Raw genomic sequence first — 21,456 nt, 5'->3', positions numbered from 1 at the left:
AAACGAGTGGTTCGATGGTTCCTGATTTGTCTGGTACTGATCCTGGTGCTGCCGGCAGTCTTTGTGACAATTCTGTTGGGCACGGAATCCGGTCGCCTTTGGTTGATAAAGCGCGGCGGGGAGTTTGCCGAAAATGCCGGCATCTATATCGAGTTAACCAATCTGCGCACCCCGAGCCTCGGTATATGGCGAGCAGATGAAATTATTGTCCGCCGGGAAAACCAGATCCTGGTGGAGGTACAGCAACTGGAATTGCTCTGGTCGCCATCAGCACTGGTCGACCGTCAGCTTTTAGTCCACCGTTTAGGTGCATATCAGATCGCTTATCACCATTCGCCTTCCGCAGAAGAAACACCGCCCGAGGAAGAAAAATCCAGCGGCGAATTTTCCTCACCAGTTCGCGTTACGCTCGAGGATCTGTCGGTCTACAAGCTGGATCTGCACAATCTTCAGGTATCCGAGCAAGCGTTGCCGAGCTATCAGATCAGCGGTGCAGCAGATGCGTTTGGTCCGCAGTATCCTCTGCAATTGCGCCTGGATATTACTTCTCTAGGGGCCATCGAAACCGCCTTGCACATAGACACCCAAGCGCTCTCTGCGCAGAAAGTGCGGTTTACCGGAGATTTTCGCGAAGCTTCCGGCGGATTATTGGGCGGGTTGATTCAATGGCCGAAGGAGCAAGATATTGAGGCTAATTTCGCTGCGACCTTGGAACATGACGCGGGATTTTTTGAGCTAGGCCTGGAAAACTTGCGCTTATCCTTAAGCAGTCATGCGTTGGAGGCAAACGGCAACCTCTCTTACACCACCAGCAGCCGTACCTTATCGGTTAGTGAATTGGCGATCATCATCGATGGCAATCGCCAACGCTTGAGCGGCAGCTATTCGCCACAAGACCTGTCTGCGCAGATCAATCTCGATCAATTACCGCTCGAATTGGCTCAACCTTGGGTAGAAGATTTGCAAAGCGGTAGCGTCAGCGGCGATATAAATGTCACTTGGTCACATCAGGAGGAAGGAACCTGGCCAAATGTGATCGCCACTGTCGACGCCACCGCGACCTATCAGCAACGCACTTACAACGCCAAAGTGTCCGGTAGCCTGTTAAACAAACTTGTCACCCTGCAACCGAGTTTCGCGCGCCTTGGCAATACTCAGGTTGAAGCCCAGGGCAAGCTGGATCTGATTGGCAATCAAAGCAATTTGAGTGGCAAAGTCGTCGGTCTCGAAGACGGACTGCTGCGGCAATTTAATGTTCCGATTCCAGAAGAATTAAATGTGCGCGCAGATCACGCAGTATTTACCGTGCGCGGAGCGATTACCGATCCTATTGTGCAAATCGATACGCGCTTGAACGGACAATTTCAGAAACGCGCATTTTCCCTGACGCTGTCCGGCAGCGGCTCGCAGAAATCCGCCAATATCAGCAACATGCATTTGCTGTCGGAAAAAAGTGAGGCCAAAGCCTCTGGTCGTCTCGACTGGACAGGCTCGTCAACCAAATTGCAGCTGCAATTTGCAAATCTCAGTCAGGATTTGCTGCAACTTCTGCCCGAGGAAAACCGCGAGGCGATTCCGCAAGAACTCACCTTTAACGCCAGCGGCAACCTCCATGTATCGGGTGATTTAAAGCAGCCGAAAGTGCAGACGCAAAGTGTGATCAGCGGTACTTACGCCCGCCCCACAGAGAGTTTGCCTTACAAGCTAAGCCTCGACGGCACTGTGCAGGTCGGCCAGTTGGCGGATTTGTCGATGGCGCTGACGCAAGTCGAACTTATCCTGTTTGATAAACCCGCTCTCACTTTGGACGGTCATTACAAAGCCTCCGACATCAACCTGCATTTACATATGGATGGATTGCCGACAGAAACACTGGCGGCGTTCGGCTGGCAGCGGGTGGATGGACAAGCGAAAGCCGACTTGCAATTCAGCGGCTCGCTGCAGAGTCCGGTGATTGCCGGTTTTCTCGAATATAGAGACCAAATGCCCAGTCCCGGTCGCGGGCGTGTGCCTGTAATGATGCGGCTCGACCTCGCCACCGAAAACGAACAACTGAATCTGCACGCCGGTTTTACCCACAACAATGACCAGGTCGGCAATCTTTCGTTTTCTCTGCCGCTCGGTCCCTATCTGCAAGGGCGATCCCAGCAGGATTTGCCGCTTTTTCTCGATGCCAAAGGCGAATTGGATTTGCGCTTTTTGCGCATGTTTGTCGATTTGGGCAGCCATCGTATCGACGGCAAAATCCTTACCGACTTGACCGTGCGCGGCACTGCCGCCGAACCGGAATTTGTCGGCAAGGTACAACTGCAGCAAGGCACCTACAACAATTCCGCGACAGGTTCACTGCTGGAAGATATCCGCCTGACACTGGAAGGCGACGGCCAGACCTTGCGGCTTACCGATGGCTGGGCACGCAGCGGCGATGACGGACATCTCGCTATGAGCGGCCATATTCACTGGAGTGAAGACAAGCGCAATCAACCCGATGCGGTGGAACTGACTGTAACGGCCGATAACCTGATCTTGATTCAGCGCCGGGATTTACAAGGCGAATTGCAGGGTGACGTTAAAGTATCCGGCAGTTTTCAGGAGCTTTGGGTTAAGGGGAAGCTGGATATTTCTCCGCTCAACGCCAGCGTGGAATCGGCCATTTCCTCACGCATTCCGGAAATTGAAGTGACCGAAATTAAAAGTGAAGAGCAAGACAAGCGCGCCAATCCGCTGCCGGTGATTCATTTGGATATCACCATATCCGCGGAGCGCCAGGCCTATTTACGCGGGCGCGGTTTGGATACGGAATTAGGTGGCCGGATTTCCATTCGCGGCACCGCGACCAACCCGGAATATCAGGGATTATTCACTACCCGACGCGGGCGCATCGATTTATTTGGCAAACGTTTTGTGCTGAACAATGGTGAAGTACGCTTCAATAACGACGGTGCAATTTTGCGTATTCCGGCTACCTACACCACTGAAGATCTCACTATTACCGCCGAGTTATACGGCACAGCCGACGAACCGAAATTAAAACTCACTTCCGTGCCGGCACGTCCCGAAGATGAAATTCTGTCGCTGCTGATTTTCGGCAAATCGGTGCAGGACATTACCGCTTTCGAAGCTATTCGTTTGGCCGGGGCAGTGCGAACGCTCAGCAGCGGCGGCGGATTTGATCCGGTCGACAGCGCGCGGCAGATGCTCGGGGTGGACACGCTCACCATCGACAATACATCTACCTCGGAAGGTTCGGGTGTCAGCGTTGGCGTGGGCAAATACATCAATGAAAAGGTGTATCTGGAAATCAAACGCTCTCCCAATCCGACACAGCCGTGGAACGGTTCTGTGCAGATCGAGTTATCGCCCAAATTAACCTTGCAAAGCGGCACCAGCGAAAATGGTGGGGCGGGGGCTGAGTTGATGTGGAAAAAGGATTATTAAATTTATTTGGAGCCAGCCAAACAGGTTTCAAACGCTGCCGCTATACCCGTGAGAAAATCCGCATAGGTTTGCAGCTTTGCGTCGGACGCCAAACCGTCTGCAACCACCATTGGCAAATTTAAAATTTTCGCCAGCCGTTGCTCCTGCTCGGCATTTTTTTCTGCCATTAAACACCGCGCATTGCGCGCCTGGTTTTGCAATTGATGCAGAGCTTTTGCACTCAGGCGCTGTTCCGAGGATTGGTTGACGGCATTTAATTGGTGCAAATCAAAAGCGGCAACAAAATGGCCGTAGGCGTCGTGATAGGCGATAAAACGGTGTTGTGAATGTGCCGACAGGCGTTGCTGAATATCAGCCTGTAATTTTTCCAGCTGCGCGATTTGTTGCTGCAGATTGTGTTGCACCGTTTGTTTCCAGGCTGGCCGAAGCTGCACAATTTTTTCCGCCAGGGCTTGATGAATTTCCATGGCGTTGGCGGGATTTAACCAAAGGTGCATATCGTGGCCGTGACCGTGATGGTCGTGTTCACGATGATCGTGGTGCTCCTCCGGCCATTGCAAGGCGGGCAAATCACCGAGTTGCAGATGGGCAAGCGATTTATGGCTGTGCAGGGTTTTGGCGAGGAAATTTTCGAAGTCGGGGCCGAGCCAGACGATCAGGTTAGCATTCTGCAGACGCGTCCGGTCGGACATACGCATGGACCAGTTATGAGGATCGGCGTTGGCCGGCAAGAGCGTCGCTACCTCGACGGGCAAGCCTTGGGTCAAGTCCTGCACTAGAAGACTCAAAGGGCGGATGCTGGCGAGCACTGCCAGTTTTTCCGTTTCCGCCGCTACACCCCGGGCGCACAACGCCATACTCAACAACAAAACTAATTTCGTCAGAGTGCAGCGGAAGGGAAGAAAGGAAGCCATATAAAACATCGCTCGTCGCACGAAGTGCAGAAAGGTAAAATGCAGACGATATATCATAACGTATCCCGCCTCTTCCCATCCGGGTGATTTGCCTATGAATGCCACCAGTTCCCCTTTAATCGCTTGCGAGAATGTCAGCTGGCGGCGCAACGGCGTGGATGTTTTACAGGGCGTGTCCTTTCATGTCGCCCCACGGGAGATCGTCACCCTTATCGGCCCCAACGGCGCCGGCAAAACGTCTCTGGTCAATCTTGCCATTGGTTTGCTTGAACCCACCCAGGGCCGCGTAGTGCGGCAGGAGCGCCTGCGGTTGGGCTATATGCCGCAGCATCTGCGCTTTGACAACAATCTGCCGGTCACTGTGGAGCGTTTTCTGCGCTTGGCGTCCAGCGATAAAAAGGTGATCCATCACTACAGCGAGCGCCTGGGCATTGCCAAGCTGCACAACCAGCAGCTGCAAAATCTCTCCGGCGGCGAGCTGCAGCGGGTGTTATTGACCCGCGCCGTACTGCGCAAACCGGAATTGCTTGTGCTGGACGAGCCGACTCAGGGCGTGGATGTCATCGGCCAGGCGGAGTTGTATCGGCATATTTCCGAGCTGCGCGATGAATTGGGCTGCGGGGTTTTGATGGTGTCTCACGACCTTCACCTGGTGATGGCGAAAACCGATACGGTGATCTGCCTCAACCGCCACATCTGCTGCCAGGGCGCACCGGAAAGCGTGGCGCGCCATCCGGAATATTTACAGATGTTTGGCAAGCAGGCGGAAGATATCGCGATTTATACCCACCACCACGATCACGAACACAACCTGCACGGCGATGTGGTGCCCGCCGCCCATCACCACCACGATCACTCCAACTGTCAGCACCACCACTCATGATTCCAGACTTTTTACTCTACGCATTGTTGAGCGGCGTCGGTGTGGCGCTGGTTGCCGGGCCTTTGGGTGCCTTTGTGGTATGGCGGCGCATGGCCTATTTCGGCGATACCCTTGCGCATGCATCCCTGTTGGGCGTGGCGCTCGGCGTGATGTTGGAAGTTCACCCGCTGCTGGCGGTAATCGTCACCAGCCTGATATTGGCGGGTGTGCTGGTGGGGCTGCAGAACGAAAAATGGCTGGCGAACGATACGCTGCTCGGCATTCTGTCCCACTCAACATTGGCACTGGGTTTGGTGTGTGCGGGCTTGTTGGCACATACACGTATCGATCTTTGGGGGTTACTGTTCGGCGATCTGCTGACGGCCAACGCGACGGATTTGCTGATCATCTACGGCATCGGCGGGCTGGTGTTGCTGACCTTGTGGCGCTTCTGGCAGCCGCTGATTTTCGCCACTCTGGATGAAACCCTGGCGCAGGTGGAAGGTGTGCCCGTGGTGCGTCTGCGTCTGTTGTTGATGGCGCTGGTTGCGCTAGTGGTCGCTCTGGCAATGAAGGTGGTGGGGGTGCTGCTGATTACCGCATTGCTGATTATTCCCGCTGCTACCAGCCGGCGTTTCAGTCGATCTCCAGAAACCATGGCAGTCGGCGCCGCCCTGATAGGCACAGTGGCGGTTATCGCCGGGCTGGTTCTGTCGTACACGCTGGATACACCGGCTGGACCGAGCATTGTGTTGTCGGCCAGCCTGTGTTTTGCGCTGAGCTTGCTTTTACCTCGACGAGATTAGGCTTTACCTCGACGGCAGCTTTGCAGCCTGTTGCAACAGGCTTAAGGAACTGACGCACCGTTGGACGCTTCCCAGATGCTGTACCACTGCTCGCGGGTCAGCAGCACATCCACCGCGCCCACCGCATCCTTCACCCGCTCCAGTTTGCTGGTGCCGAGCAAAGGCACCGGGCGACTCGGCAGCGCCATGACCCAGGCGTAGACCACCTGCTCCACACTCGCTGCGCCGCACTCTTCGCGCACTTGTTGTAAGGTCGCCAACAGACGCTGGCCTTTGGCATCCGTCGGATTCAACAGAGAGCCGGCGCCGAGACAGGACCACAACATGGGGCGGACGCCGTGGGTGGCGCATTGCTCCAACACGCCGCTGTCCAGAGCTTCCATGCGATAGGGCGACAATTCGATCTGGTTGGTCACCAGCCCGTCACTCCAGACGTTCTGCAAGGCGCCGAACTGCGCAGTGGAGAAATTCGATACGCCGAAATAACGCACTTTGCCCTGAGCTTTCAGGCGCGCAAAGGCTTCCGCGACTTCGTGTACATCCATCAGATAATCCGGCCGGTGCAGCAAGAGCACATCCAGATAATCCGTGCGCAAATCCCGCAGCGATGCCTCCACGGATTCGATAATGGCTTCGGCGCTGGAATCGTAATGATTGGTGCGCTGTGCGCCCAGAGGGCCAAACCCGGCAGGGCGGATACCGCATTTGGTGACGATCTCCATTTTTTTGCGCAGTCCCGGCTGCAGCGCCAGGGCTTCACCAAAAGGCGCTTCACTGCGATACACCATGGCGTGATCCATGGTGGTAATGCCCAGATCCATGATTTCTTCGATAAATCGCAGCAGCTCCTTTGCGCTCATTCCCCAATGCTTCAAACGCCAGAATCCGGCAATAAATTGCGAGACTTCCAAGCCGTGATAGCTGAGGGGCATTCTGGATATAGTCATAGGAACTCCGGAGAGATAAAAACCGCGATTCTACGCCTGTTTATTGCGCCGCGCGCGTCAGCCATTGACCGGCTTCCGGCTTGAATACGCCTTGGCCGAGCATAAAACGGAATGGCTCGGACACCATGCCGTTGCCGTCATTGCGTTGCAGGGCAAAGTGTAGATGCGGTCCAGTGGAATAGCCGGATGTGCCAGCGCTGGCGAGAAGATCGCCGGCTTTCACTCGATCGCCTTCTTTCACTTGGGCACTGCCCAACAAAATATGCGCGTAGATGGCGAAGGTGTGGTCGTCATGCAATACGCGGATGTAGTTGGCTTTATCGTAGAAAAACTTATCAACTCCGCCCATGTGATAGTCGTCTTTTACGGTGACCACCACACCATCCCGCGCTGCATGAATGCCATCGCCGACCTGCATCACTATATCTACGGCATGGCGTGAAGGTTCTTCCTTGTGGGAAAAGTGACCGTTGAATCCCTGACTGATGCGATAGCGCCCTTGCGGTGGAACCGGCGGTTGCAGCGGGCGCATATCACTGCGGGGAACGGGTTTGCCCATCACCAAAACGTATTCGTAGTGGGACTGCCATTCCAGCGGCTGGCCGCGGTGTAAAACCGGAGTTTCGCTGCGCGGTTCCACCACCCAGCGAACAATGCTCTGCCCCTCCGCGCGCACCTCAAATTGCACTGGCGCAAACCACGGGTTTATAGCGGTGAGCTGCTGGCTGTCGTCGTCGCGGCGCAGATACACCAATTGCGGTTCTTTGGGCTGGGGATTGGCGGTGACTACCAGCAGTTTTTCGTGGGGGACCTGCGGTTTGCGGTCGCTGAAATGCCAGCGGCCTTTTTCGTCCTGATAGCGATAAACCGTATCCGCCGCCGCACTGACGGCGAGGATAAGGCTTATTAGAATAAAGGGGCGCATGGCTTAATGGCGGAAGCTGACCACTATGGATTGATAAGTGGATTTTAGCTGACCGAGCTGGAAAGGCGGCTTGAAGATGCCGTGGTAGTGGCCGTACGGATTGATCAGCACCAAGTGGCCGGAGTGGTCCACCGTGTAATCCTCGCCGATCACAACCTTATTAAATGCCACATTCAACTGATCCGTGAGAGTTTTAATTGGCAGAAACTCACCAGTGACCCCGATAAAATCCGGGTCGAAATGTTTCATATACGCGCTCAGTTTTTCCGCGGTATCGCGCGCCGGATCCACGGTCAGCATCACCACCTGAGTATTTTTCTTGATATCGCCGTCGAGCTTTTTGTACCACTGGGATAAGGTCGCCAAAGTCGTCGGGCAAATATCCGGACAGGTGGTAAAACCGAAAAAAATCACCGTCCATTTGCCCTGTAAACGCTCCAGCGTAAAGGGGGCACCTGTGTGATCGACCAGTTCGAACGGCGGAATAATGCGCGGTTTTTCGAAAACCACCGCGCCGTTGATGCTCAGCTCCTGAGGCGACATAACCCGGGGAGAAAAAAACTTGTGCAGGAACAGCGCGATCACCACCAGGATAAGAAAAACCAGCCATCCCACCGTGCGCAAAATATTGCGCTGTTGCAGCTCACTGGGTACGGGTGCCGACATCAGAAACCTACCACATGACCGGTGAGAGGGAAGGTGTAGTGATCGATCAGCATAAGCCCGAATAGCAGCATCAAATACACGATGGAATAACGGAAAGTCGCCATGCCCGTGCCCGGCTCATTCGACACCAGCATCTTCACTGCATAACCAATAAAAATCGCGCCCAAAATCGCCGCGCCTGCGAGATAGATCAAATGCAGCATGCCGGTGGCGAAGGGCAACAAACTCACCGCGAACAGAATCAGGGTGTACAACAGGATATGAATTTTGGTGTAGCGCTCGCCGTGGGTGACCGGCAGCATGGGAATTTCCGCGTTGGCGTATTCCTTCTGGCGGTGCACTGCGAGCGCCCAAAAATGCGGCGGCGTCCAGGCAAAAATAATCAGCACCAACAGCAGTGCGTGACCGTCGAGTGTGCCGGTTACTGCGGTCCAGCCGAGCAGGGGAGGAGCAGCGCCAGCCAAGCCGCCGATGACAATGTTCTGCGGCGTCGCGCGTTTTAAAAACAGGGTATAGATCACCGCGTAACCGAGCAGGGACGCCAGGGTCAACCAAGCGGTGAGGGCGTTGATATAGACCAGCAGTATCGCCATTCCCACACCGCCAAGGGTAAAGGCAAATACCAGAGCCTGCGCTGGCGCGACCCGACCTTTGGCGATAGGGCGATTAAAGGTGCGCGCCATCTTTTGATCTACATGGCGATCCACCAGATGATTGATGACCGCAGCTGCCCCTGCACAGAACGCAATACCGAGATTGCCCAAAATCAGGATATGCAAAGGCACGGCTCCGGGCACTGCCAATAACATTCCGATTACGGAAGTCAGGATCATCAAAGCGACTACATTGGGTTTGCACAGCTCCCAATAATCCGACCAGACCGCGCGCTCGCGGCTTTCACTCATACTCTCAGACATGCTGTTGTTTCCTTAAGCCGTAATTCAGAGCAACCAAAACCAGCAGCAGAACCAAACCGACGCCGTTATGCGCCACCGCTACTGGAAGTGGCAGTACCCAATACACATTACTGATGCCCAAACCCACCTGTAGTGTCAGCACCGCCAGGAGCACCACCGTCATCTTGCGGCCCCATGCGCCAGATCGCCACAGGCTTATGGCTAAGGTGATCAAGATCAGGGTGACGGTGACAGCGCCGAGGCGATGGGTAAAGTGAATGGCAGTGCGCGCGTGGTTATCCAATAGACCACCGAGATAGTTCGGACCTACATGCTGGAAAATATTAAAGCCCTGCAAAAAGTCCGCAGGCGGCCACCAGACACCATGGCAGGTTGGCAAATCAGGGCAGGCAATAGCGGCGTAGTTGGCGCTGGTCCAACCACCGAGCGCGATTTGAATCACCACAGCCAACAATCCAATCGCCGCCAAGGTTTTCAGACCCGGCGAAAATTTGATACTCGGAAATTTCCAACCACTCAGGCGCAAGACCAGCAGCCATAAGCCCGCAGCGGTGGCAAAACCACCCAACAAATGGGCCGTAACTACTTGGGGCCATAACTTCAATGTGACCGTCCACATGCCGAAGGCAGCCTGCAGAATAACAAGACCGGCTAAAAACAATGGCAGTCGCAAGGGAATTGCACGATCGGTGCGATGTGCGCGCCAGGAGAGCCATGCAATGGCGAAGATCACCAGCCCGAGGGTGCCGGCAAAATAGCGGTGCACCATCTCCGGCCAGGTTTTATCGTGCTCCACGGGGGTTTCCGGGAAACGCGCTTCCGCCAATGCGACATCCTCTGTTGTCTTCGGCCATGTCAAATGACCGTAACAGCCAGGCCAGTCCGGGCAACCGAGCCCCGCGTCACTTAACCGGGTAAATGCACCCAACACCACAACCACCAGCACCAGCAATACGGCGAACAAGCTAAGAAAAAATAACGGCCGGCGTTGCAGGTGAGTTCTGGATACTGCGAAATCGGCGTTGATTGTTTGTGCCTTGGACATCCACTGAGTACCTATTTGTTATCGTTGAGTCAGTGTTGTTATTGTTGCTCTCAGCCTCCCGGGCTGTGGCGCAACACGCGTTTCAAATCCTTGAGCAGCTGGTTGCCGTCGTGCTGCAGGCTGTAATACATCATGGCAAAGCCCACCTGATCCACCAGCAAATAGTAATGATCGCCCGTGAAGTTGTTCGGCACATTGCTGCCCGCTAACCACCGCTCCCAGGTTTTTGGTGGAACAGAAAAATGTTTTAACCCTGGATGTTCCGCTTGAATGCTGCGCAGAAAATCCTCTCCGGCAGCACCGCCGAGATTCACGGCGTAGCGCTCCACACGATCGCCTTTCTCTGCAAGGCGAATATGGACCTGACGAGTGATATAAAGATTTTGCTGGCAGCCTTTGTCGCAATCCGCGGGCACAGGAATCAATAATCGCCACTGCAAATTATCGGCGAATTGCGGTTTATCACCCTCGGCCTCGGTGAGCAGATCCGCAACATTTTTAGCGGGCTGCAATAGGACACCCTCGTTCACAGTATCCTGAGGCACACCCCAACCGGTGTAATATGCGATGTAGGCAGCGACGATGGGAATGATGGATACAGCTAAAATGGCAAGCAATTGCCATGACATTTTCTTTTGATTATGCGCAGCTGCGTTATTCACAAATCACCCTTATTTAACTTCTTTTTTGCGGCGCCCGAGATTGGTATTGGCGAATACCCACAAAATTACTAACGCAATCGCCATCAAAAACCACTGCGCGGCGTAACCCAGATGTTTATCCGCTGACATATTGACGATCGGCCAATGAACCGTTTGTGCCATAGGACTGGTTTCATCCAATTGAATCACCCAAGGCAATAGTGGCTTACCCAGAGCTTGTGACATAACGGCAATATCCATTTGCAAAATCCGCTTCGGCCAACCCGCGTCCAAGGCCTCTCCACGTAAAAAACGGTTGTAGCTCGGTTGGCGGATCTGGCCAAAAAACCTCGCCGCCTCCGGCAATGCTGGAATCTGAGGCAATTGATCGCGACGTTCTGCGCCACTAATCCAACCGCAGTTCACCAGCACATACGTATCCGCACTCAACGCCACCGGCACGATCATGTGATAACCGAGACGTCCTTGATAAAGCTGATTCTCCAGCAACCATATGTGCTCTGCTTCAGGGGCTCCAGAAAAAACCACGCGGCGATAGGGCGTCATTTGCGCTGCAGTCGATGCGGTCAATTCCGCTGGCGGCAATGCCTGTTGCTCAGCGACTAATTGCTGTATGGTGCTTTTTTCGTCCGCCCTTTGCAATTGCCAAAATCCGAGACTCACCAGCAGCGGCAACAATAAAATCGTGAAGATGGTGATCTTCCAATTCAATTCCAGGGAAAACGGATCTTTGTCTGGGTTTTTCACTGCTCACCCGTGGAGGATGTAATCATGCTGTTGAAAGCACTGATCGTGATTCTTTTTATCGCGGTCGTAATCAGCCTTACCAGCGCGCTGATTTTTCTTCTGAAGGACATGAACGTGCCGGAATCCAAACGGACGCTTTACGCTCTCGGTATTCGCATCGCGTTAGCCGCTGCATTGATGGCGACAATTGCCTACGGCATTCAAACAGGTCAGCTAAAAAATAAAGCGCCTTGGGATAATTTGCCCAAGGCGCCAGTTGTTGAATAATCAAGACAAAATGTAAACAAAAATAAAGAGACCCAACCACACCACATCGACAAAGTGCCAGTACCAACTGGCCGCTTCGAAACCAAAACAATCGTCGTGCTTGAAATGGCCTTTCAACACCGATCGCAACAACATCACTAATAACATAAAGGTTCCAATGGTGACGTGAGCGCCGTGGAAGCCTGTGAGCATAAAAAATGTTGCGCCGTAAATACCGGAGTGCAGAGTCAGACCCAGTTCTTGATAAGCGTGAACGTATTCTTCGATCTGCAAAATCAAGAAGCAGATACCTAGAAAAACGGTAACACCCAGCCAGATGTTGAATTGTTTTTTGTTGTGCTTTTTAAGCGCTGTATGGGCGAAATGTACAGTAAAGCTCGAAGTCAACAGAATGACGGTATTCCAAAATGGCAGCCAGCTCAACCAACCGAGAATTCCCGGGTTGCTCATATTGCCTTCAGGTCCCAGATGTTTAGCGGCTTCGCCTTTTACGGCCATATCCGGCGTTGTCATCAGCGGCCAATCCGGTTTGAAACCACCCCACAATAATTCGCTGTTATTGGCAGTGCCCAACTCTGGTAAAGAAATTACGCGGACATAGAACAGTGCGCCGAAAAAGGCGGCGAAAAACATCACTTCAGAAAAAATAAACCAGCCCATGCCCCACACATAAGAGCGTTTGAGCTGAGCGTTATTGAGACCCGCGAGGTTTTCTTTGATCACCGCACTGAACCAGGCGAACATCACACCTGCCATCAGCAAAAATCCGCTGGCAAATAAAAACGGCCCAGCACTTACATTGTTGAACCAACTGCCCAGACCGTACACCGTAAGAAACATGGCGAACGCGGTAATGAGCGGCAGCTTGCTCTGCTCAGGTACGTAGTATGTCGATGCGTCGTGTTGATGAGCCATTCTTGTTGTCTCCGCCTTATTCAAGGTTATGCGGTTAAATTCCAATTCGTTTGGGCTGCGGCATCAATTTAATTGCGCCAGTCCGGGTTTTGCCTGCTCGGTAATATCAAATAACGTGTACGACAAAGTAATGGTGGTCACCTGCTTGGGAAGATCTTGATCCACCACGAATTCCAGCCCCAGTTCAGCGCTTTCGCCACCTTCCAAGGGCTGATGGTTAAAACAAAAACATTCGATTTTGTGAAAGTAATTCACGGCACTGAAGGGAGTGATGCTAGGCACTGCCTGGGCAACCATGGGGCGATCGGTATTATTTTTAGCGAAATATTTGATCACGGTTTTCTGCCCCGGATTGACCTTCACTTTGTAGGTCATAGGGCGAAACTCCCACGGCATAGCGTCGTTGTGAGTCGCCACAAATTGCACATTCACCCAACGTTCTGCGTCTACCTTGATTTCTTCCGCCTCGTAAGCGCCACCGACCTTGCGCAGGCCGGTGACTTCGCATAGCAGCGTGTAAAGCGGCGGCATAATGGTGAACACCGCAACAAACATCAAAACGGCGGATAGAGCCAGGCGCAAAACGGTTTTACGCGTGCCCTTTTCCATAACCGCTCCCCCTTAATCCACTTTCGGTGGTGTCGTAAAGGTGTGGTAGGGCGCAGGTGAGGGCACCGTCCACTCCAAACCGTGTGCGCCTTCCCATACTTGATCCGTCGCCTTGCGGCCGCTGACGATCGCGCGGATAACAATGTAGAGGAAGAGTACTTGCGCCGCGCCAAACAGGAATGCGCCTACGGATGACAGCATGTTCCAGTTGGCAAACAGCGGGTTGTAATCCGGAATACGGCGCGGCATACCGGCAAGTCCGGAGAAGTGCATGGGGAAGAACGTCAGGTTGAGACCGATAAATGCCAACCAGAAATGCGTTTTGCCCAACACTTCGTCATACATGCGGCCACACCATTTCGGCAGCCAGTAATAAACCGCTGCGGTGATGGAAAAGATCGCGCCCGGCACCAACACATAGTGGAAGTGCGCTACCACAAAGTAGGTGTCGTGATATTGGAAGTCCGCTGGAGCAATCGCCAACATCAGACCGGAAAATCCGCCGATGGTAAACAGAATCACGAAGGCGATAGAGAACAGCATAGGCGTCTCAAACGTCAGGGCACCTTTGTACATGGTGGTTACCCAGTTAAATACCTTAACGCCTGTCGGCACCGCGATAGCCATAGTCGCAATCATAAACACCCATTCACCGATAAAAGGCAGACCGACGGTGAACATGTGGTGCGCCCATACCATGAAGCTGAGAATCGCGATAGCGGCAGTGGCGTACACCATGGAGGAGTAACCGAACAACGGCTTGCGTGCGAAGGTGGGAATAATGGCACTCACCACACCAAACGCCGGCAGGATCATGATGTATACCTCGGGGTGACCGAAGAACCAGAACACGTGCTGGAACAGAACCGGGTCACCACCACCAGCGGCATCAAAGAAGGATGTGCCGAAGTGGATATCCATCAGCATCATGGTGACCGCTCCTGCCAACACCGGCATTACGGCAATCAGGAGATAGGCCGTAATCAACCAGGTCCATACGAACAACGGCATTTTCATCAGAGTCATGCCGGGCGCGCGCATATTCAGAATGGTGGCAATGATATTGATGGCACCCATGATGGAGCTGGCACCCATGATGTGAATCGCGAAGATAAAAAACGTCACACTGGGGGGCGCATAGGTGGTGGACAGAGGTGCGTAGAAAGTCCAACCGAAATTAGGACCGCCGCCTTCCATAAACAGGGTGGAAGCGAGCATTGCGAAGGCAAAAGGCAGAATCCAGAAGCTCAGGTTATTCATGCGCGGCAGCGCCATATCAGGTGCACCGATCATCATGGGCACCATCCAGTTCGCCAAACCGACAAACGCCGGCATCACCGCACCGAACACCATCACCAAACCGTGCATGGTGGTCATCTGGTTGAAGAATTCGGGCTGCACTATCTGCAAACCGGGTTCAAACAATTCTGCGCGGATTACCAGAGCAAAAATACCGCCGAGAAAAAACATTGCAAAACTGAACCACAAATACATGGAACCAATGTCTTTGTGGTTGGTGGTGTATAACCAGCGGGTTAAACCTTTCGCAGGACCATGTGCCATAAGATGTTCTCCTTATTATTGGCCTTGCTTGAAATTAACGACATCAATGGGCTGAATCTGATCGCCCATATTGTTGCCAAATGCATTGCGCTGGAATGTCACCACTGCGGCGATTTCCACCGGTGTTAACTGTTCTCCGAAAGGAGGCATACCGGCGCCACCGTTTACCACCCGATTGATATGGCCTGCGACTGGGCCGGTGGCTATAGGACTGCGGATGATTGCGGGGAAAGTGCCTGGAATACCTTTGCCGTCCGGCTGGTGGCAAGCGGCGCAGTTCTTCTGGTAAACCGCTTCACCCTGGTCGTAGAGTTCTTGGAAAGTCAGCGTCTGCTTTACTGCTTCGGCAATCTGGCGAGCCTTCTCACGTTTGCCCTCGAGCCACGCATCGAACTCTGCTTGCTCTACGGCGTGCACCACAACCGGCATAAAACCGTGGTCTTTACCGCACAACTCTGTACATTGGCCACGGAAAACACCGGGTTGCTCAACTTTGGTCCAGGCTTCGTGAATGTAACCTGGAATCGCATCGCGTTTGACCGCCAGCGCCGGTACCCACCAGGAGTGGATAACGTCAGCAGCAGTAACTAAAAAGCGGACTTTTTTACCTATGGGGATATAGACTGGCTCATCAACTTCGAGCAGGTATTCCGGGGATTTTGCTTCAGCATTTTCGATTTGACTGCGGGGGGTGCTGAGGAGACTGAAGAAACTGATGTTGTCACCGTTCTCATCCAGATATTCGTACTTCCATTTCCATTGATAGCCGGTGATCAAAATATCCAGATCCGCATCCTCAGTATCGTAGATATGGACCAGTGTTTTCGTGGCAGGAACGGCCATTGCGACCAGAATCAAAATCGGAATGATCGTCCATGTCAGTTCGAGAGCCACATTTTCGTGAAAGTGGGCTGGCTTTACCCCGCGTGATTTGCGGTGAACAAACATGGTGTAAAACATGACACCGAACACCACGACACCAATGGCAACACACCACCAAAAAATCTGCATGTGCAAACCGTGCACCTGCCGACTTATCGATGTTACCCCTTCAGTCATGTTCAGCGGCCATTCTGACGCCCACGCTAAGGCAGGTAGGCCTGCACTTAGAACTGCGTAGAGCGGCAACACCAACAACCGTTTCGATTTGCCTAACATCGCCCCGTCTCCGTGTTGTTTTTTTGTGAGGGAAAGTGAAAAAAGTAATCTTGTTATTCTTTTCGGGATTTGCATCCCAGGCATTCGTTATTCACTTCTGCGGCGCGGATTTCCGGCCGCTCAGGGACGGAGTGCAAACGGCTTCTGCGCAAGACCACCCCCAAAAACAGGGTCATAGCAAGCCATAAAACCTTTTAAAGGTCAACGCTTAAAATGCTCGTTTCAACTAACGCTCAGTGCGTCCCATTTCTTTTTTCTATATCTCAGCATAGGCGGCTTTGGCGCTTTTATCCTCTCATTTTCGCCCGATCGTCCAGCCAATTATTTTTTGTAACTAAATTTCTAGGAGTTTTAGCGAAGCTCATCTATCTTCTTTGGATTCGTCTGCTTCGTTATGGCGCACACCAAGGGTTATTTATTTTGTTTGGCTGTTTAAAAAATTTTTTTAATAGCGAAACGAAACTAAAAGGCGACCTTTGACACTTTTTTCTTTGCATACATAAGAAGCACTTCAACGACACATTACGCGAGTAATGATTTGATAGCCGGTACAACCGGTGCAGTGTGTGTCTCTGTATGACCGAACAAAACTTGGCTCTCATTCGTGAATGCATCGCGCGTGCGCGCATTCACGAAGAGACAACCCATCATCTGAAAAACTATTTGACGCTGCTGGTGCCGCGCCTGCACCGAAGTATTCGTTTACCTCAAGGTGACCCGGTTGCAGCGCTGTTGCAGTTTGTCATCCGCTATATCGAGTACGCGCCGGATTTTTTGCAGGCATTGCACGAGTCCATGCAACGCAGTGGCATTGAGCCTTACGGCGGAGTGTTTATTCGCATTGCCACCGATTTCTTTCTTCAGCCTCCAGAAGAGATCGAACAAAAAGGCGGCTTGAAAGAATTGATCGATGAGGCCTATCTGACCCACCGACTGATGGAAGAAATCAATGATCGGTTGTTGATGTTATGTGGGACACCGCTCGCACCCATGGACAATTCCCTGGCCAATATTCTGGTGTACGAGCTGTTGGGGGAAGAGTTTGCCAGCAAATTGGATATGGCCGTGTTCTATGCGGTAGAAACACTGTTTCAGCCGAACAATCTCGACGAACAATTAAAAGAATTCGTCAAACGTCATCCACAGGCGAGCCAGTTGCAAAGCTTACAGGACTGGCCCTGCTTGTTGAGTGAAGATTCGGATATCCAACTTAGCTTTAATAGTTTGACCTCAACGAAAGTAACCGAACACTAACAAGAAACTTTCATCCTGATTTTGATAGCTAAGTCTTATCCGGTTTTTTCGTCGGAATCGGCCCCAGAATTTTCACCACCTGAGTTTCTTCCGCCAGTTTTTCTTCCGGCGTATTCACCCGGGTTTGAATTTCCCGCACCACCGGTTTGAAGCGCATTTCATCTTTGAAACCGCACTCGACGCATTCGCGATAATCGATGTCGTCGATGCGATATATCACAATGCGATCCATCGCTTTGCAACGGGGACAGACAGCGCCTGCAACAAAACGTCGTTTGGGTGTACTCATGCGCCTATACCCGAGTGTCGCAACAGGGCAGCCAAATCCGGATCGCGGCCGCGGAATCTGCGGAACAGTGTCATGGCATCTTCCGATCCGCCTTTTTCCAAAATCTCATGCAGGAAGCGTTCGCCGGTCGCGCGATCGAACAAACCGTTTTCTTCAAATGCAGCAAAAGCATCGGCCGACAACACCTCCGCCCATTTGTAACTGTAATAACCCGCCGCATAACCACCGGCAAAAATATGGCTAAAACCATTCTGGAAGCGGTTGAACGTCGGTGGAATCAACACCGCCACTTCGCGGCGCACTTGGTCGAGCAGCGCCTGCACACCGGGGAAGCCGGCGGTGCCGTATTCCATATGCAGACGAAAATCGAAGGCGGCAAACTCGATCTGACGCACTGTCATCAGGGCAGCCTGGAAATTTTTTGCCGCGAGCAATTTTTCGATCAGTTCATCCGAGAGCGACTCGCCGGTTTTGTAGTGAGCGGACAGGCTTTTCAACACTGACGGCTCCCAGCACCAGTTCTCCATAAATTGGCTGGGCAGCTCCACCGCATCCCAGGCGACACCGTTGATACCGCTGACAGCGGCAACATCCACTTGCGTCAGCATATGGTGCAAACCGTGGCCAAACTCGTGGAACAAGGTGGTGACTTCGTTGTGCGTCAGCAGGCTCGGGTTGTCGCCAATGGGTGCATTGAAATTGCACACGAGATAGGCGACCGGCAATTGCAGCCCCTGCGCCGTTTTCCGCCGCACACGGCACTCCGCCATCCAGGCACCACCGCGTTTGCCTTCGCGCGCAAATAGATCGAGGTAGAAATAGGCGAGGGGCTCGCCCTTGCGGCTGATTTGATAGAAGCGCACATCCGGGTGCCATACCTCCACACCTTCCGCCGGTTTGACCTCAATGCCAAACAGTTTGTTGACCAGGGAAAACAGTCCGTCGAGAACCTTGGGCAGGGAAAAATAGGGTCGTAATACTTCCTGGGAAATCTGGTAGCGCGCTTCTTTAAGACGCTCGGAGTAATAGGAAACATCCCACACTTCCAGGGTTTCCATACCGTGTTCGCGGCGCGCCCATTCGCGTAATTCGGCCAGATCCCGCTCTGCCTGCGGGCGGGACTTTTGCGCCAGCTCATTGAGGAATGACAGAACCTGCTCGGTGCTTTGCGCCATCTTCGGCGCTATGGAGAGTTCCGCGTAATTGCTAAATCCCAGCAACTTCGCCAACTCCTGGCGCAGCTGCAGAATTTCTTCGATGAGCGCGGTGTTGTCCCACTGGCCGGCAGTAGGCCCCTGATCAGACGCGCGCGTCATATAGGCTTCGTACATCTGCCGGCGCAATTCGCGGTTGGCGGCCTGGGTCATCACGGTCAAATAAACCGGGCCATCCAAGGTCAACACCCAACCTTCCAGCCCTTTGTTTTTGGCCGCCTGCGCGGCCCCGGCAACGGCGGATTCCGGCAGTCCTTCCAGTTCAGCACTATCCGTGATGTGTTTGAACCAACCTTGAGTTGCATCCAATACGTTATTGGAGAACTGGTTGCTCAGCTCGGATAAACGCGTCTGAATTTCGCCGTAACGTTTCTTTTTGTCCTCGTCCAAGCTAACACCGGCGAGGCGAAAATCGCGCAGGGCATTCTGCACGGTGGTCTGTTGCGCCACAGTCAGTGTTTTGTACTGCTCACTGGCAGCCAGTTTTTCATAGGCTTTGAACAGCGCGACGTTCTGGCCGATTTTGGTGTTGTAGTCGGTAAGCAACGCGATACTGCGGTTGTAGGCTTCGCGCAATTCCGGGTTGTTGGCGACGCCATTGAGGTGACTGACCGGCGACCACGCTTGATTCAGCAAATCCTCGCGCTCTTCCAAAGGCTCCACCAAGGTCTGCCAATCCGGTTCGCCCAACTGCTCCAGCTGCGCCTGCAACTGCGCCAGGTTGCTCTCCGTCAAGGTTTGCACAGCGGGCAGCACATGGGCCGCTTGAATAGCCCGGAAGGGTGGCAGGCGGTGGTGCTCCAGTAATGGATTAGCAGACATACAAACTTCCCCTGAGAAAAATCGTGATTGGTTTATCATACGTGAATCCCTTTTTGACAGGAGCATTCCATGTCCGACTCCTTACGCCCCTTTAAAAACCAGCGACCTGTGCTCGGCCACAATGTTTACGTCGACCCGGCAGCCGTGGTGATTGGTGATGTCGTTTTAGGGGACGACTGTTCCGTATGGCCCGGCGCCATTGTCCGCGGCGATATGCACCACATCCGCATAGGTGCGCGCACCAGCGTTCAAGATAATGCCGTGTTACACATCACCCATGCCAGCGATTACAACCCGGGCGGCTGGCCGCTGACCATTGGCGACGATGTCACCATCGGCCATAAAGCCTGCTTGCACGGCTGCACCGTGGGCAATCGAGTATTGATCGGCATAGGTGCTACTGTGCTGGACGGTGCCGTGATCGAAGACGAGGTCATTGTGGGAGCGGGGAGTCTGGTGCCGCCGGGCAAGCGCCTGGAAAGCGGCTTTTTGTATGTGGGCAGTCCGTGTAAGCAGGTCCGCCCACTGAAAGACAGTGAGCGGCAATTCTTTTTGTACTCCGCCCAGAATTACGTAAAGCTGAAAAACGAATATCTGAATCCGCCTGCCTGATCAGGCGGATTTGGCCATTTCGGCGCGCAGGGACTGGATCACCGGCGCCGTATCCGGGCGCACGCCGCGCCACAGTTCAAACGCCTCTGCCGCCTGCTCTACCAGCATTCCCAATCCGTCGGACAAGGATGTGACACCCTGGGCAGCCGCCCATTTTAAAAACGCCGTCGGCTCTGCGCCGTACATCATGTCATAGACGCGGGTGTTGCCATTGAGCAAACCTTCCGGCAGCGGCGGTACCTCGCCACCCAAACTGGCCGAAGTGCCGTTGATCACCAGATCGAACTGGCCTGCCAGTTCGGCGTAGCCGCTGCTCTTCAAGACGTCCGACGCAAAACTCGCCGCTACGGCTTCAGCTTTTTCCACCGTGCGATTGGCGATCACGATTTCCTGCGGTTGCTGCGCCAGCAATGGCCCCACCACACCGCGCACAGCGCCGCCGGCGCCGAGCAACAGGATGCGTTTGCCCTGAATTTGCCAACCGAGATTGAGCAGATCCGCCACCAGCCCTGCGCCATCCGTGTTGTCTCCCAACACAGTGCCATCGCTGCGGATGGCCAGCGTATTGATCGCGCCCGCCTGCTTGCCTCTCGGCGTGAGCTCATCCGCGTAGCGGAAAGCATCCTCTTTGAAGGGCACGGTTACATTGAGGCCTTTGCCACCAAGGGCGAAGAAACTGCAGACTTCTTCGTCGAAAGCGGAGAGATCCACCAGGATTTTTTCATAACTCAGTTGCTGCCCGGTCTGCTGCGCAAAGCGCTGATGAATCATCGGAGATTTGGAATGGGCAATCGGATTGCCAACCACCGCGTAACGATCCATGG

21 protein-coding genes are annotated in these 21,456 nt (G+C 53.6%); 6 read left to right on the top strand and 15 right to left on the bottom strand.

Going from position 1 to position 21,456, the window contains the following annotated elements; translation table 11 throughout:
* Nucleotides 1-6: 6 nt before the first annotated feature.
* Nucleotides 7-3,438 carry a translocation/assembly module TamB domain-containing protein gene (locus tag DWB84_RS19380; RefSeq protein ID WP_187409994.1) on the top strand — a complete coding sequence of 1,144 codons (3,432 nt, stop codon included), beginning with the start codon at nucleotides 7-9 and terminating at the stop codon, nucleotides 3,436-3,438.
* Nucleotides 3,439-3,440: 2 nt separating this feature from the next.
* Here DWB84_RS19380 and DWB84_RS11815 read toward each other — a convergent pair whose 3' ends face one another.
* Nucleotides 3,441-4,409 carry a metal ABC transporter solute-binding protein, Zn/Mn family gene (locus DWB84_RS11815; RefSeq protein WP_187409993.1) on the bottom strand — a complete coding sequence of 323 codons (969 nt, stop codon included), beginning with the start codon at nucleotides 4,407-4,409 and terminating at the stop codon, nucleotides 3,441-3,443.
* Between the two features lie 37 nt (nucleotides 4,410-4,446).
* Here DWB84_RS11815 and znuC point away from each other — a divergent pair, with 37 nt between their 5' ends.
* Together znuC and DWB84_RS11805 are read left to right on the top strand one after the other, a co-directional pair.
* Nucleotides 4,447-5,235, top strand: a complete 789-nt coding sequence (gene znuC, locus DWB84_RS11810; protein WP_187409992.1) for a zinc ABC transporter ATP-binding protein ZnuC — start codon at nucleotides 4,447-4,449, stop codon at nucleotides 5,233-5,235.
* Nucleotides 5,232-6,020 carry an iron chelate uptake ABC transporter family permease subunit gene (locus DWB84_RS11805; protein ID WP_222868141.1) on the top strand — a complete coding sequence of 263 codons (789 nt, stop codon included), beginning with the start codon at nucleotides 5,232-5,234 and terminating at the stop codon, nucleotides 6,018-6,020. The genes znuC and DWB84_RS11805 overlap by 4 nt, the downstream gene beginning before the upstream one ends.
* Before the next feature lie 41 nt (nucleotides 6,021-6,061).
* On the opposite strand, the gene DWB84_RS11800 is transcribed toward DWB84_RS11805, so the two are convergent.
* From DWB84_RS11800 to DWB84_RS11770, 7 genes are read right to left on the bottom strand one after another with little or no spacing between them, the layout of a single operon-like run.
* Nucleotides 6,062-6,967 (bottom strand): aldo/keto reductase family oxidoreductase, encoded by a 906-nt coding sequence (locus DWB84_RS11800; RefSeq protein WP_187409991.1) that lies wholly within the window; start codon nucleotides 6,965-6,967, stop codon nucleotides 6,062-6,064.
* Between the two features lie 40 nt (nucleotides 6,968-7,007).
* Nucleotides 7,008-7,892: a peptidoglycan DD-metalloendopeptidase family protein gene (locus DWB84_RS11795; protein WP_187409990.1), complete on the bottom strand. Its 885-nt coding sequence runs from the start codon at nucleotides 7,890-7,892 to the stop codon at nucleotides 7,008-7,010.
* 3 nt (nucleotides 7,893-7,895) lie between these two features.
* Nucleotides 7,896-8,558 (bottom strand): SCO family protein, encoded by a 663-nt coding sequence (locus tag DWB84_RS11790; RefSeq protein ID WP_187409989.1) that lies wholly within the window; start codon nucleotides 8,556-8,558, stop codon nucleotides 7,896-7,898.
* Nucleotides 8,558-9,475: a heme o synthase gene (gene cyoE / locus DWB84_RS11785; protein ID WP_187409988.1), complete on the bottom strand. Its 918-nt coding sequence runs from the start codon at nucleotides 9,473-9,475 to the stop codon at nucleotides 8,558-8,560. The genes DWB84_RS11790 and cyoE overlap by 1 nt, the downstream gene beginning before the upstream one ends.
* On the bottom strand, nucleotides 9,468-10,520 hold the full coding sequence (locus DWB84_RS11780) for a heme A synthase (RefSeq protein WP_187409987.1): 1,053 nt from the start codon (nucleotides 10,518-10,520) through the stop codon (nucleotides 9,468-9,470). The genes cyoE and DWB84_RS11780 overlap by 8 nt, the downstream gene beginning before the upstream one ends.
* 50 nt (nucleotides 10,521-10,570) lie before the next feature.
* Nucleotides 10,571-11,182, bottom strand: a complete 612-nt coding sequence (locus DWB84_RS11775; RefSeq protein WP_187409986.1) for a hypothetical protein — start codon at nucleotides 11,180-11,182, stop codon at nucleotides 10,571-10,573.
* Nucleotides 11,183-11,191: 9 nt separating this feature from the next.
* Nucleotides 11,192-11,929: an SURF1 family protein gene (locus tag DWB84_RS11770; RefSeq protein WP_187409985.1), complete on the bottom strand. Its 738-nt coding sequence runs from the start codon at nucleotides 11,927-11,929 to the stop codon at nucleotides 11,192-11,194.
* A 24-nt stretch (nucleotides 11,930-11,953) separates the two neighbouring features.
* Between DWB84_RS11770 and DWB84_RS11765 the strand changes: the two genes are divergently transcribed.
* Nucleotides 11,954-12,196, top strand: coding sequence for a DUF2909 domain-containing protein (locus DWB84_RS11765; protein WP_187409984.1), 243 nt, complete (start codon nucleotides 11,954-11,956; stop codon nucleotides 12,194-12,196).
* Here the strand turns inward: DWB84_RS11765 and DWB84_RS11760 are convergent, their stop codons facing one another.
* The 4 genes from DWB84_RS11760 to coxB all read right to left on the bottom strand — a co-directional run bounded on the left by DWB84_RS11760 (nucleotide 12,197) and on the right by coxB (nucleotide 16,441).
* Nucleotides 12,197-13,111 (bottom strand): cytochrome c oxidase subunit 3, encoded by a 915-nt coding sequence (locus tag DWB84_RS11760; RefSeq protein ID WP_187409983.1) that lies wholly within the window; start codon nucleotides 13,109-13,111, stop codon nucleotides 12,197-12,199.
* A gap of 63 nt (nucleotides 13,112-13,174) precedes the next feature.
* On the bottom strand, nucleotides 13,175-13,720 hold the full coding sequence (locus tag DWB84_RS11755) for a cytochrome c oxidase assembly protein (protein WP_187409982.1): 546 nt from the start codon (nucleotides 13,718-13,720) through the stop codon (nucleotides 13,175-13,177).
* Between the two features lie 12 nt (nucleotides 13,721-13,732).
* A complete protein-coding gene (ctaD, locus tag DWB84_RS11750; RefSeq protein WP_187409981.1) occupies nucleotides 13,733-15,283 on the bottom strand; it encodes a cytochrome c oxidase subunit I in 1,551 nt (516 codons plus the stop codon).
* Between the two features lie 15 nt (nucleotides 15,284-15,298).
* Nucleotides 15,299-16,441, bottom strand: a complete 1,143-nt coding sequence (gene coxB, locus DWB84_RS11745; RefSeq protein ID WP_187409980.1) for a cytochrome c oxidase subunit II — start codon at nucleotides 16,439-16,441, stop codon at nucleotides 15,299-15,301.
* Between the two features lie 576 nt (nucleotides 16,442-17,017).
* On the opposite strand from coxB, the gene DWB84_RS11740 reads away from it, so the two are divergent.
* Nucleotides 17,018-17,695: a hypothetical protein gene (locus tag DWB84_RS11740; protein WP_187409979.1), complete on the top strand. Its 678-nt coding sequence runs from the start codon at nucleotides 17,018-17,020 to the stop codon at nucleotides 17,693-17,695.
* A 28-nt stretch (nucleotides 17,696-17,723) separates the two neighbouring features.
* On the opposite strand, the gene DWB84_RS11735 is transcribed toward DWB84_RS11740, so the two are convergent.
* Nucleotides 17,724-17,984 carry a YheV family putative zinc ribbon protein gene (locus DWB84_RS11735; protein ID WP_187409978.1) on the bottom strand — a complete coding sequence of 87 codons (261 nt, stop codon included), beginning with the start codon at nucleotides 17,982-17,984 and terminating at the stop codon, nucleotides 17,724-17,726.
* Nucleotides 17,981-20,020: an oligopeptidase A gene (prlC, locus tag DWB84_RS11730; RefSeq protein WP_187409977.1), complete on the bottom strand. Its 2,040-nt coding sequence runs from the start codon at nucleotides 20,018-20,020 to the stop codon at nucleotides 17,981-17,983. Before prlC ends, DWB84_RS11735 begins: the two co-directional genes overlap by 4 nt.
* A 69-nt stretch (nucleotides 20,021-20,089) precedes the next feature.
* Between prlC and DWB84_RS11725 the strand changes: the two genes are divergently transcribed.
* Nucleotides 20,090-20,632: a gamma carbonic anhydrase family protein gene (locus tag DWB84_RS11725; RefSeq protein ID WP_187409976.1), complete on the top strand. Its 543-nt coding sequence runs from the start codon at nucleotides 20,090-20,092 to the stop codon at nucleotides 20,630-20,632.
* Here the strand turns inward: DWB84_RS11725 and aroE are convergent, their stop codons facing one another.
* Entirely contained in the window at nucleotides 20,633-21,454 is an 822-nt protein-coding gene (gene aroE, locus DWB84_RS11720; RefSeq protein ID WP_187409975.1) for a shikimate dehydrogenase, read from the bottom strand. It abuts the gene before it with no gap.
* Nucleotides 21,455-21,456: the final 2 nt, after the last annotated feature.

The organism is Saccharophagus sp. K07 (assembly GCF_014336955.1).
Lineage (GTDB): Bacteria > Pseudomonadota > Gammaproteobacteria > Pseudomonadales > Cellvibrionaceae > UBA5868.
This window is presented reverse-complemented; position numbering and strand designations above follow the sequence as displayed.